At 39.5% G+C, this 12,958-nt stretch carries 13 protein-coding genes; 7 read left to right on the top strand and 6 right to left on the bottom strand.

The features are described 5' to 3' along the window. The first annotated feature begins 52 nt into the window (after window positions 1-52). Entirely contained in the window at window positions 53-1,096 is a 1,044-nt protein-coding gene (locus ACX0HA_RS05610) for an NAD(P)/FAD-dependent oxidoreductase (protein ID WP_458844290.1), read from the top strand. On the opposite strand, the gene ACX0HA_RS05605 is transcribed toward ACX0HA_RS05610, so the two are convergent. After that, window positions 1,083-1,475: a DUF983 domain-containing protein gene (locus ACX0HA_RS05605; RefSeq protein WP_458844289.1), complete on the bottom strand. Its 393-nt coding sequence runs from the start codon at window positions 1,473-1,475 to the stop codon at window positions 1,083-1,085. The two genes, ACX0HA_RS05610 and ACX0HA_RS05605, sit on opposite strands and share 14 nt — an antisense overlap. Window positions 1,476-1,528: 53 nt before the next feature. Here ACX0HA_RS05605 and ACX0HA_RS05600 point away from each other — a divergent pair, with 53 nt between their 5' ends. Beyond that, on the top strand, window positions 1,529-3,436 hold the full coding sequence (locus tag ACX0HA_RS05600) for an ABC-F family ATP-binding cassette domain-containing protein (RefSeq protein ID WP_458844288.1): 1,908 nt from the start codon (window positions 1,529-1,531) through the stop codon (window positions 3,434-3,436). 31 nt (window positions 3,437-3,467) lie between these two features. On the opposite strand, the gene ACX0HA_RS05595 is transcribed toward ACX0HA_RS05600, so the two are convergent. Continuing rightward, window positions 3,468-3,779, bottom strand: a complete 312-nt coding sequence (locus ACX0HA_RS05595) for a hypothetical protein (RefSeq protein ID WP_458844287.1) — start codon at window positions 3,777-3,779, stop codon at window positions 3,468-3,470. A 73-nt stretch (window positions 3,780-3,852) separates the two neighbouring features. After that, window positions 3,853-4,827 carry an App1 family protein gene (locus ACX0HA_RS05590; protein ID WP_458844286.1) on the bottom strand — a complete coding sequence of 325 codons (975 nt, stop codon included), beginning with the start codon at window positions 4,825-4,827 and terminating at the stop codon, window positions 3,853-3,855. Window positions 4,828-4,892: 65 nt separating this feature from the next. On the opposite strand from ACX0HA_RS05590, the gene ACX0HA_RS05585 reads away from it, so the two are divergent. Then, complete coding sequence (locus ACX0HA_RS05585; RefSeq protein WP_458844285.1) at window positions 4,893-5,771, top strand: diacylglycerol/lipid kinase family protein; 879 nt, start codon at window positions 4,893-4,895, stop codon at window positions 5,769-5,771. Here ACX0HA_RS05585 and ACX0HA_RS05580 read toward each other — a convergent pair whose 3' ends face one another. From ACX0HA_RS05580 to ACX0HA_RS05570, 3 genes are all read right to left on the bottom strand, one after another. After that, the gene (locus ACX0HA_RS05580; protein ID WP_458844284.1) at window positions 5,772-6,914 is read right to left on the bottom strand and encodes an 8-amino-7-oxononanoate synthase; all 1,143 of its coding nucleotides are present in this window, start codon (window positions 6,912-6,914) and stop codon (window positions 5,772-5,774) included. 159 nt (window positions 6,915-7,073) lie between these two features. Continuing rightward, window positions 7,074-7,562, bottom strand: a complete 489-nt coding sequence (locus ACX0HA_RS05575) for a DUF1761 domain-containing protein (RefSeq protein WP_458844283.1) — start codon at window positions 7,560-7,562, stop codon at window positions 7,074-7,076. A gap of 72 nt (window positions 7,563-7,634) precedes the next feature. Continuing rightward, entirely contained in the window at window positions 7,635-7,973 is a 339-nt protein-coding gene (locus ACX0HA_RS05570; protein WP_458844282.1) for a hypothetical protein, read from the bottom strand. A gap of 28 nt (window positions 7,974-8,001) precedes the next feature. Between ACX0HA_RS05570 and ACX0HA_RS05565 the strand changes: the two genes are divergently transcribed. From ACX0HA_RS05565 to ACX0HA_RS05550, 4 genes are all read left to right on the top strand, one after another. Then, complete coding sequence (locus ACX0HA_RS05565) at window positions 8,002-8,178, top strand: DUF5522 domain-containing protein (protein ID WP_458844281.1); 177 nt, start codon at window positions 8,002-8,004, stop codon at window positions 8,176-8,178. A gap of 79 nt (window positions 8,179-8,257) precedes the next feature. Continuing rightward, window positions 8,258-10,246 (top strand): urocanate hydratase, encoded by a 1,989-nt coding sequence (locus tag ACX0HA_RS05560; RefSeq protein ID WP_458844280.1) that lies wholly within the window; start codon window positions 8,258-8,260, stop codon window positions 10,244-10,246. Window positions 10,247-10,309: 63 nt separating this feature from the next. Further along, complete coding sequence (locus ACX0HA_RS05555; protein ID WP_458844279.1) at window positions 10,310-10,882, top strand: DUF4136 domain-containing protein; 573 nt, start codon at window positions 10,310-10,312, stop codon at window positions 10,880-10,882. A 298-nt stretch (window positions 10,883-11,180) separates the two neighbouring features. Next, complete coding sequence (locus ACX0HA_RS05550) at window positions 11,181-12,941, top strand: aromatic amino acid hydroxylase (RefSeq protein ID WP_458844278.1); 1,761 nt, start codon at window positions 11,181-11,183, stop codon at window positions 12,939-12,941. The last annotated feature ends 17 nt before the right edge of the window (window positions 12,942-12,958 follow it).

Below are 12,958 nucleotides of genomic sequence, written 5' to 3'. Positions count from 1 at the left end.
AAAATATTAGAAACTCTTACCCTTGTGGTAAGAGTTTTTTTATTTTTACACTATGAAAGATTTTATCATTGTTGGTGCGGGTTTGGCGGGTATAAGTTTTGCTGAAACGGCTTTACAGAACAATAAGACATTTACGGTTATCAGTGACCGTTCCCAAAATTCGTCCTATGTTGCGGCCGGATTATACAATCCGGTTATACTTAAAAGGTTTAGTCTTCCTCAGGACGCTGCAATACATCGCGAATATATGGAGCCCTTCTATGAGATGATAGAACAAAGATTAGGGGTAAAGGTTGATATTAATTTACCTGTGTTGAGGAAGTTTGCCTCAATAGAGGAACAAAATAATTGGTTTGAGGCTGCTGACAAGCCTGCTTTAGAACCATTCCTTTCACCTGAAATTTTGCATACCGATTATGCCGGTTTGCCGGCTCCGTTTGGCTTTGGTAAAGTAATGCATACTGGCTATGTAGATACAACAGTACTGCTTGAAGCATACCATAATTATCTCAATAATAATGGATGGCTAGTTGAGGAAACGTTTGATTATTCACAATTAATGATCAATGATGAATTTGTGTCTTATCATGGCAGCGAGGCACGTAATATCATATTTGCTGAAGGCTTTGGTATTCATGCAAATCCATATTTTAAACATTTACCGCTAGATGGGACTAAGGGCGAGCTGTTGCTTATTAAAGCACCCGGCTTGCATCTCGATGTGGCTGTAAATGCGAGTATCTTTATATTACCAATGGGTAATGACCTTTTTAAAGTGGGAGCCACATACGAATGGTATGATAAAACAGCAGAGCCTACCGAAGCAGGCAGGAATGAGCTTGTTGAAAAACTAAATGAGCTGATAACCTGTGACTATGAGATTATAGGGCATTTGGCAGGCATTCGCCCGACTGTAAAGGATAGAAAGCCTTTGATAGGCACACATCCCCAATTTAAAAGAGTACATTTGCTGAATGGTTTGGGGACACGTGGCGTTATGCTTGGACCACCTATGGCCAAAGAATTATATGAATCGATCATGTCAGGAAACCCGGTAAGGAAGGAAGTTGGTTTACAGCGATTTAAGGCTTTTTAAGTTCTCTCCAGTTTTCGTCATAACTAACAAAAAAGTTTATCCAGATGTTTCTGGAAATGCGCATAATATACGGCATTAGAATAATCAGCGCTGCTACGATAGAAATAAAAGCTGTTTTGAGGCTTGTTTTAAATATTGAAAACGTTATTACAAAAGCTGCTACACTAATGGCTACGCCCAGGCCATAACTAACATACATAGCACCGAAGTAAAATGAAGGTTCAATTTTATAAGGCTGTCCGCAGTGGCTGCATCTTTGGTGCATTTTGTATATTTTACCCAAATTGAACGGGTTTTTATCTAAATACATGCTTTCCTCGTGGCATCGGGGACAGGTTCCTGTTAAAATGCTATATAGTTTGGATCCTTTTTTTAACATTTGCAAAAAATTTGTTGTTACACAAATTTACGATTAAATAAGACATAAGAATAATGCTTAATATACATAATTTATCGGTTTCTTTCGGAGGAACATATTTGTTTGAGGAAGTTACATTCAGACTTGGTGCCGGTGACAGGGTTGGCCTTGTGGGCAAAAATGGAGCGGGAAAGTCGACCATGCTTAAAATACTCTCAGGAGAACAGCAATATGATTCGGGTGTTATTGCCACTGAAAAAGAAATCAGGTTAGGTTTTCTTAAGCAGGACATTGATTTCATAAAAGGGAGAACAGTGCTTGAAGAGGCTTATCAGGCTTTTGAAGAGATTAAGAAAGCTGAAGCAAAAATTGATAAGATCAATCATCAGTTGGTTACACGTACGGATTATGAAAGTGAATCCTATTCGCAACTTATCGAGGACCTTAGTGATGTTACACATCATTATGAAATTCTTGGAGGATATAATTATGTAGGTGATACAGAAAAAATATTACTTGGACTTGGTTTTAAACGTGAAGACTTTGATAAGGCTACTGATACTTTTTCGGGTGGATGGCGTATGCGTATTGAACTGGCAAAACTGCTGCTTCAATACAATGACGTATTACTTCTCGATGAGCCGACCAATCATCTTGATATCGAGAGTATCATCTGGCTGGAGCAATTCTTAAGAAATTATCCCGGGGTTGTGGTTATTGTATCACACGATAAGATGTTCCTTGATAATGTTACTAACAGAACCATAGAAATATCTTTAGGCAAGGCTTACGATTTCAACAAACCGTACTCACAATATCTGGAACTAAGGCAAGAGCTGAGGGAAAAGCAATTGGCTACTCAAAAGAATCAGGAAAAGAAGATCGAGCAGACAGAAAAACTTATCGAAAAGTTCAGGGCTAAGGCTTCTAAAGCATCGATGGCACAGTCGCTTATCAAAAAGCTTGACAAAGTTGAACGTATTGAAGTGGACGAAGATGATAATTCTGTTATGAATATCTCGTTCCCCGTTTCAATTACTCCCGGCCGTGTAGTGGTCGAGGCGGAACATGTAACCAAAAAGTATGGTGAGAAAACTATACTTAAGGATATTGACCTGCTTGTGGAGCGCGGGAGCAAAATTGCTTTCGTAGGTCAAAATGGGCAGGGAAAATCGACGCTTATAAAAGCAATTACCAAAGACATCGACTATCAGGGAGAAATTAAACTGGGACATAATGTGCAGTTAGGTTATTTTGCACAGAATCAGGCAGAATATCTTGATGGTGAGATCACACTTCTTCAAACAATGGAAGATGCGGCGACAGATACGAATCGGTCTAAAGTGCGTGATATGCTTGGTTCATTCCTTTTCAGAGGGGATGATGTAGAGAAGAAAGTAAAAGTGCTTTCTGGAGGTGAAAGAAACCGTCTGGCACTTTGTAAGCTGTTATTACAGCCAATCAATGTACTTGTGATGGATGAGCCTACCAACCACCTTGATATTAAGTCTAAGAATGTTCTAAAGGCGGCGCTACAAAAGTTTGAGGGTACATTACTGCTTGTATCTCACGACAGGGATTTTCTTCAGGGAATGAGTAATATTGTTTACGAATTCAAGGATCAAAAGATAAGGGAATATTTAGGAGACATCAATTTCTATCTTGAACAGCGCAATATGCAGAATATGCGTGAGGTAGAGAAAAGAGATGTGATTGCAAAAGAAACTCCTAAAGAGAACAAACAGGTATCATATCAGGACCAGAAAAAAAATAAGACACTACAAAACAAGCTAAGTAAAGTTGAAAGCCAGATTAAAGAGGTTGAAAAACAAATTCAACATGATGATAAGCTTTTAGCAGGTAACTATGATAAGCTGATGGCAGATGCCGCTTTCTTTACGGCTTACGAGAACAAGAAAAAAGAACTTGATAAGTTGATGCAAGAATGGGAAACTGTTCAGGAAGAAATAGAGAATGCATAAAAAAAGCTCCCCGATATTCGGGGAGCTTTTTTTATTGAGTTTTGAATTCTACTTCGGTTTTTTTCTTTGAAATGGTGACATTGTTTTTAGATTCACCTTTTTTGTTCTTTACACTCACTCCGTCACTACTTACGCTTACTGATGTTCCATCAGGATCTTCTTCAGGTTTTTCAACAGTTACATTAGTAGTGGTTGTTGTAGTTTTTGTCTGCGGTTGCGGTGCAGGCGGTGGTGCCGGGTCTTCAACCGGAGGTGGCGTAGGTTGCGGAACCGGATCTTCTTTCTTTTTGCAGGAAGCCATAAGCAATACAGCTAAGCCTGACATTACAATTAGTTTTTTCATAGGGTATATGTTATCTTGTTTATATGTTAAAATTACAGCTTTTAAAATGTTCAGGTTTATAAATAACTTAATTTTAAGATATTAATCCAATATGCTTTGAGTGTGCAATTGCTTCGCTACTGTCTTTAAAATAGCAGGTCGCTACCCCCATTGCCTTCATGTTTTCGATAGCTGTGAGTGCTTTTTCTTTTTTATGGCTGCCTGTCTGGCGAATGTAAACGGCCTTAACGGTGACAGGGAATATCTTGCATACGTCTTCATATAAAAAGGGATCATGCTGTGAATCGTCGCCTAATAGTGTATACTGTAGGTGAGGATAAAACTCCAGTATGTGTTTAATCTTGTCAAATTTATGCCCGTGATTGCCCCTCCCTGTCACAAAAAAATCCATAAGGCTGGTCTTGATATCTTTGAGTAGTAATACAGCACGTGGGAGTTCATGCTTTTCAGTAAACTTTACAATGAATTTATAAAGGTTCCATTCGCTGCTTGAAACGTAAAAGAACGCATTCATCTCATCTTTTTTATTTCTGCCCGCGGTACTGAGTGCCTGGTAATGAGGTACGACATCCTGAAATATTTTCCGGTCGTTGATATTCCTGAAAAGGAGTATGTATAGTTTTTTGAATGCATTTCGTGTATGCGAAACCAGAAAAGTATCATCAATATCTGATATGAAACCCAAAGTCCCTTCATACGGACGTATAAAGGTTCCTTTTTCCTGAATTTCCTCCCCCTCATGAAAAGTGCTTACATAATAGTCCATCCATCCATGTCCGGCTCTTTCTTTTTCTTTTAAAGGTATGCAGAATTTGAAATAACCGTCATTTAGTGTTTTAGTGTGTATTTTGATACCATCGTGCTCAAGATAAACGTCGGCATTTGGAATGGTCTTGATGCGGAACATTTTTATGATTGACTTCGCATTTTTGAAACGTCTTTTTTCAAATTCATAACTGCCTGCAGTATTTGGCTTAAAGACATGGCCAAAAACAATAAGTTCTTCTTCATTGGCATATCCGCGGTATAGTTTTAAGATGGGCTTCATGAAATTTTATAAATTTGATAAGAGTTTCGTATTTCAATTTATCTAAATTTAGTAAAAAAAGTAAGATGGATTCCTTAAAGAAATGTTTATTGGTTGTTAATCCTATCGCCGGAGGAAATGATAAGACCGAACTGGTTGATATTTCCACACAGTATGCGCAGGGAAAAGGTGTTGAGCTTATAGTGTTTGAGACCACCGGAGAGGATGACGAAACAGCAATTCACAAATTATATGAAGAACATAAGCCGGAACGCATACTTGTAGCCGGAGGCGATGGTACTATAAAAATGGTAGCAGAAGCCGTAGAACAGAATGATGTTATTATTGGCGTTCTTCCTGCCGGATCGGCAAATGGTCTTTCGGTAGACCTAAAACTATCTGTCGACCTTAAGGAGAATCTTGATATTGCCTTTGGCGATTCTGTCATGGAAATGGATATGGTGTCAATAAATGGAAACAAAAGCCTGCATTTAAGTGATATAGGTGTCAATGCAGAACTTATCCGTAATTATGAAGGCAGTACAATTAGAGGGAAATTAGGGTACGGGCTACAGGCAATTAATACACTTACCGACCTCGACGATCCTTTTGAAGTAACTATCAGGGCAAATGGCATTACTCTTACTACTGAAGCGAGAATGGTAGTGATAGCCAATACCCAAAAATACGGCACCGGAGTTACTATAAATCCTGTAGGTGTAATGGATGATGGCAAATTTGAGATCGTAATATTAAAAAGTCTTAATATTTTTCTTATCGGAAAAATACTTGCGGGTAACATGCCTGTAGACAGTGTAGAAGATGTCGAAATCATCTCAGCTGAAGAAGCCCTGATAACTACCAATAAACCTGTCAGTTTCCAGATAGATGGTGAATATTGCGGAGAGGAAGAACGTCTTGAAATCAAGATACTGCACCGCCAGATGCGTGTAGCAGTTCCGTAATTATTTAAACGGATTTCGCTCTTTCCATTCAATTTTTGGATCGAAATATGGGAATAGCTTTGCCATGAATAGGTTTATCAGAGGATTTGTGTGCTTAATAATCCCATAAACCTTTTCGGCTTTGGCGCCTACTGAGCTTTTTATTTCCATTGCTGATCGCGCGAAAATTACATGCTTAAACTGTTTTTTGATTGCGTATCCTATCATATCATAGAGCATGTTAAGGTATAGCATTTTCTCCTTTTGGATAGTGTCATCATAACCCAAAAAATAAGTGTCCATATCACTGCCATTACGGATAAGAGTATTAAAACCAACAAGTTCATCATTCAGGAAATAACCGTAAAAGAAAAAGTTGTCTTGTAATTGCTGCTTGAAAACCTCAAAATGATCTTCGGGTAAATGAAAGGTATTAAAAGACGCATTTTTGGCAACCGTCATATACAGTTCGTGTATCCTTTTTTGATGAAGGTTTATTTCTTTAAGCGTAAGCTTTCTTTTCGCAACTCCTTCCGCTTTTTTACGTGCACGATTATATTGAGTGCGGTATTTGGTAGTAAGGTCGACCAGATAATCATCAATCGATAGCCATTCTTTCTTAATATCAAAAATCATGTTGGGCTGGGTACAGAACTCATAATATCCTTTATAACCTGAAGCTTTAAAGTCAGGAAGCTCACTGCTGTTAAAGTCTTTCATAGCCAGCAGATTAATATATATGCACTTTTTCCTGTATTCGCGCTTTAACTGTTGCAATGCTTCTTGCAGCAGTTGCAGCGCTTCAGCTTCACGAATAGTTTCGTCTAAAATATACGCGTTTTGACCCGTAAGCGTATTATTGCCAATTACCAATATATGCGATGAGAATTTCCTGAAAACGTAATCCTTCAGGCAAAAGTTTTTCTTTTCTTCTGCAAACGTATTTATGTCCCAAAGGTTAATATACTGTGCCAATGCGATACCGCAAAGTTTCTCAGCTTTAAACAGGCCAACAAAATGACATTCCATATTCTCGGGAGCGGCTTTTTCAAGAATGGCAAGGTAATCAGCTGAAAGGAAAATATTCTTTTGGGCAATAGTATTCCAGCCTTCAGGCAATGATGCCGAAGAGGTATAGATACGAAATGATAAATCAGGTTTCAATGAGATAGTATTGGCTGCAATAGTGAGCGATGCTGCAAATTTATGAAGGACGAGCGTTATGCAGTTTTGTTACGAAGTCCAGATTATTTTGTTGTAACGTCCGGTTAAATAGTATTATAAAACAATAAATCTCCCGAAGGAGATTTATCATGATAGTATTTAGTTTTCCCAGGCGCAAATAATACCACCCATAATAGTAAAGCAAACAATGAAGTAGCCACCATTGATCAGGATGTATTTCCAGCTTTTTCTTTCGAAAAGTGAATTGATACCAACTAGAGGTAATGCCAGAAACAGTCCGGTCATAAATCCGTGAAGCGCACCATGCTTAAATGTTCTGTAAGCGGTTCCGTAATCGGCCATGAATGCAGCATAAGATGGCTTGATATTAGCAGCTCCCGGCCCGCCAACCATTCCTGATGCACCAAACTGGTGAATAACCAGAAATTCAAGTATAAAAGCAATCATGAAAGAGAAAAGGATAGTAAGTCCAAATACTTTGAACATATTAGCACCTTTAGCCTTCTCTTCGGTCATTCCGGTTTCGTTCATCCAGATAGTTCCGAATACCTTGGGGTTATACCAGATGAACCCGACAGGCAATGTCGATAATGCGGCTACAAGTATAGCCAGGAAGTTGATTTGCATAATTGTTTTGTTATAGTGTTTGGTGTAACAAATGTATATTTTTTTGTGAAATGATATCTTAGAATTGAATAATTACTTTTTTTGATGCAGGTATTTTATGAAATTCCAAAAACCTCTGTCATTTAGGTAATTAAGGTTTCGGTCATTGCTATACGCCTCACGTTCGAAGCTTATATTGTAATAGGCCTCTTTTTTGTTGCGATACATAATCAGAAGGATAAAATATTCGGTTATATACCACAAATAGAAGGGCAGAATGAGCATTTCCGCCTGTTGGCGAAGGTGAATGCGTTCGTGATTGATGAGCGTATGGTTATCTTTCATTCTTTTATCACGTAGCAGGATAAAAGGTAAAAGCGCCATGGCGGTATACCCTTTAGGGATTAAATATTTAGATGCAATTAGTATCATTAAATGTAAAGTTCATAAATTTGCGCGTATGACGGGGCAAAATTCTGAAAATAAATTAATCGAAGGCGAAGATTATTATCTTTCGCCGGAAGGTTACAAGGTCTTTACCGAAAAATTTCATTTAAAACGCGGACACTGCTGTAAAAGCGGATGCCGTCATTGCCCGTACGGATACGACAAGAAAACAGGAACATTTAAAAAATAGTTTACAGTCTCAGTTTACAGTCTCAGCAATAAGTGCTGTATAAAACTGAAAACTGCGACTGCGACTGAAAACTAAATATATGACATTTCAGGAACAGATTCAGGAAGGGATTCCTTCGGTTTTACCAGCGGTTAAGCCGTATGAAACGGATATAAACCATGCTCCAAAACGTAAAGAAATTTTAACTGCCGATGAGAAAAAGTTGGCGTTGCGCAATGCGCTTCGCTATTTTGAAGCTAAGGATCATGCTGAGCTGGTTAAAGAATTTACCAAGGAACTTGAAAAATACGGGCGTATTTATATGTACCGCCTTCGTCCTGATTATAAAATGTATGCAAGGCCTATTGATGAGTACCCGGGTAAATCGACCCAGGCTAAAGCCATCATGCTGATGATCCAGAATAACCTGGATTATGCGGTTGCGCAACATCCACACGAACTGATTACTTATGGAGGTAACGGTGCCGTGTTCTCTAACTGGGCTCAGTACAGGCTTACCATGAAATACCTGAGCGAAATGACCGATGAGCAAACATTGGTTATGTATTCAGGCCACCCTATGGGATTATTCCCTTCACATCAAGAAGCACCAAGGGTTGTAGTTACCAATGGTATGATGATTCCTAATTATTCTAAACCGGACGATTGGGAGAAATTCAATGCGCTTGGTGTATCGCAATACGGGCAAATGACTGCTGGTAGTTATATGTATATAGGTCCGCAGGGAATTGTACATGGTACCACGATAACTGTACTGAACGGTGGAAGAAAAATAGCTAAGAATGGAGAAGGCCTTGAAGGTAAGGTGTTTATTACTTCAGGTCTTGGTGGTATGAGTGGTGCTCAGCCAAAAGCAGGAAATATCGCAGGCTGTATCACGGTATGTGCCGAGGTTAATCCTAAAGCGGTACATACACGCCATTCTCAGGGATGGGTTGATGAAGTGATCACAGATATTGATGCGCTTGTTAAAAGAGTTGAATTGGCAAAAGCCAATAAAGAAGTGGTTTCTATAGCTTACCAGGGTAACGTGGTAGAGGTATGGGAAGCATTCGATAAGCAAAATATATATGTAGACCTGGGCAGTGACCAGACATCGCTTCACAATCCGTGGGCAGGAGGTTACTATCCGGTAGGGCTGTCATTAGAAGAATCTAATACAATGATGGCTGAAAATCCTGAGCTTTTCAAAGAAAAAGTACAGGAATCATTACGCAGACAGGCTGCGGCTATCAATAAACACACTGCTAAAGGAACTTATTTCTTTGATTACGGCAATGCATTCCTTTTAGAAGCATCACGTGCAGGAGCGGATATTATGGCGGCGAACGGTATTGATTTTAAATATCCTAGTTATGTACAGGATATCATGGGGCCAATGTGTTTTGATTATGGATTTGGGCCGTTCCGTTGGGTATGTGCTTCAGGCAAGCCGGAAGATTTGGCCAAGACCGACGCAATTGCTGCGTCAATATTGGAAGAAATGGCAAAAACAGCACCTGCTGAAATAAAACAGCAGATGCAGGATAATATTAAATGGATACAGGGTGCACAGGAGAATAAACTTGTTGTGGGTTCTCAGGCACGTATATTATATGCCGATGCTCAGGGAAGGATAAACATTGCTGAAGCATTCAATAAGGCAATCGCTAAAGGCGAGATAGGTACAGTGGTGCTTGGACGTGACCATCACGATGTGTCGGGTACTGATTCTCCGTACCGTGAAACATCAAATATTTATGATGGCTCACGCTTTACAGCTGATATGGCCATTCATAACGTTATTGGAGACAGCTTCCGTGGGGCAACCTGGGTAAGCATTCATAACGGTGGAGGTGTAGGCTGGGGTGAAGTTATTAACGGCGGATTTGGTATGGTTCTTGATGGTTCTCAGGAGGCGTCAAGACGTTTAGAATCAATGCTTTTCTGGGATGTTAATAACGGAATCGCAAGACGTAGCTGGGCAAGGAATGAAGAGGCTGTTTTTGCAATAAAAAGAGCCATGGAAGTTCAGCCTTTATTAAAAGTTACGCTGCCTAATATCGTTGACGACGCGTTGCTGGGTTAGATAATTGCGAAAGTTAATTATCAGCGCAGTTCACATTGCTATGAACCCTTAACTTTTAAAATTATGAAGACCGTAAAATTGCTATCGTTATTGTTTGTCACGGCTATTTTGGCTGTTTCCTGTGATGCTATACAGGTGAACTCGGATTATGATGACTCAACCGATTTCAACAAGTATACTACCTATGGTTTTTTTGGACAGGGAATTGAAAAAGCAGAGATATCAGACCTTGATAAAAAAAGGATACTGAATGCTATAGAAGCAGAAATGCAGAATAAAGGGTTTACAAAAAGTGATAATCCCGCTTTCCTTATAAACTTTTTTACCCGTGCAAGTAAAGAAGTCGACGTAAACCAATGGGGATACGGAGGCTATTGGGGCTACGGGTATGGATATGGCTGGGGACCTTACTGGGGCGGAGGTTATACTACGGTAAGTACCTCTACAGAAGGGACACTTTTTATTGATGTTATAGATGCCACTAAAAAAGAGCTTGTATGGCAGGGTGTTGGTACTGGAGTGCTTACACTTGATCGAAATGAGAAACAGGCACGTATCAAGGAATTTGTTTCAGAAATACTGAAGCAGTTCCCTCCGCAGCAACAAAAGGAAAAGAAAGAGAAGAAGAAAAAATAAATTTTTAATGCTTAATGAAGCCTGTTAGTAGTAACAGGCTTTTTTATTTTTTTAAGAAAATATATAATAAAAGAATGTTAAGCTGCGTTGTATAAATACTGTTTTAATCAATTGTTATTTCAATTATTACTTTGTTTCTGTTAGCCACGGCCAAAAGCCGTGGCTTTGCTTTTTATAAGGGATGACTTATTTTTAACATGCGGCTAAAAACAGGAGTGATAAAAATATATATTTTACGTTTTAATAATATTATATGAGAAATTCGTAATTTTACCTTGTAAATATTGTTCTCTACACTATGAATACACCTATTGAAACAAACCCGCTGATAGACAGATTGCCAAAGCACTTAAAGCAATTTATCAAGCCACAGGATTATAACGATTATACGCCTATAAATCAGGCAGTATGGCGCTATGTTATGCGCAAAAATGTTGATTACCTGAGCAGGGTAGCACATAGCTCATATCTTGACGGGCTTAAAAAAACGGGTATTGAGGTAGATAATATCCCAAGCATGTATGGCATGAACAGGATATTGCAGGAAATAGGCTGGGCTGCCGTAGCGGTAGATGGTTTTATTCCGCCAAATGCATTCATGGAATTCCAGGCGTATAACGTACTGGTTATAGCTTCAGATATACGCCAGTTAGAGCATATTGAATATACTCCCGCTCCGGATATCATTCACGAAGGAGCAGGGCATGCACCAATTATTGCTAACCCGGAGTATGCCGAATACTTAAGGCGTTTCGGGGAGATAGGTTGTAAAGCGATTTCTTCAGCAAGAGATTACGAAATATATGAAGCTATCAGGCTTCTGTCTATATTAAAAGAAGCAGAAGGTACACCTCAAAGCGAAATCGATGCGATTGAAAAACGTGTTGACGAACTTCAGAATGAGGTTGTAGAGCCATCTGAAATGGCACTTATCCGTAACCTGCACTGGTGGACGGTTGAGTATGGCCTTATAGGAACAGTAGAAGATCCTAAAATATATGGCGCTGGGTTGCTTTCATCTATTGGAGAAAGTGCATGGTGCATGACCGATAACGTTAAGAAAGTACCTTATACTATTGATGCTGCTTGTCAGGGATTTGATATCACCAAGCCCCAACCGCAGCTTTTTGTAACGCCAGATTTCGCATACCTAAGCCTTGTGCTTGAAGAATTTGCCAATAAAATGGCCCTTCGTACAGGTGGCCTTAGCGGTGTGCTGAAACTGATAAAATCTAAAGCGCTGGGTACTATTGAACTTAGTACAGGTGTACAGGTTTCGGGTGTATTTACTAATGTGATTGAAAACGGAGGAAAGCCGATCTATATCCAGACTACCGGTAAGACTGCATTGTCATATAGGGAAAAAGAGCTTGTAGGCCATGGTACATCATACCATGCTGAAGGTTTCGGAAGCCCGGTTGGAAAACTGAAAGGCATTAACCTTTCGGTGGAAGATATGAGTCCACGTGACCTGATGGCTTATGATATTTATGAAGGTAAACGTGTTACGCTTGAATTTGAAGGTAATATTACCGTAAGTGGTGAAATCATCACAGGGACAAGAAATATACAGGGTAAGATTATTATCATCAGTTTTAAAGACTGTACAGTTACCCATGGAGATACTGTATTGTTCCAGCCGGAATGGGGGATCTATGACATGGCTGTAGGTAAAAAAGTGGTTTCGGCGTTCTCGGGCCCGGCAGATGTAAATAGCTTTGACCTTGTTACGCATGTGCCATCGAGTAAAACCATTAAGGCAGTAAAATCTGTCGAGAGGGAAGAGCTGGAAGGCTTATACCTGAACGTTAGAAATATCCGCGAAGGTAAACCGGCAACAATCAGTCTGGCAGATGCGTTTGCTTCTGTAAAAGAAAAACATGGAAATGACTGGCTGCTTTCGGTAGAAATTGCTGAGCAGGCACATAAAAATAATAATCAGGAGCTGTTGCAACAAGTTATGCCGCACCTGGATGCCGTTAAGACAAAACGCCCTGAAGTGGCGCATCTTATTGATGGCGGATTAGAGCTTATCTTTGAAAAAGAGAAAGTTTCTTAATTAGTAAAGAGCGCGTG

It is taken from the genome of Flavobacterium hauense, assembly GCF_054457175.1.
The sequence above is the reverse complement of the archived record's forward strand: the minus strand, read 5'-3'. Positions and strand labels throughout refer to the sequence as shown.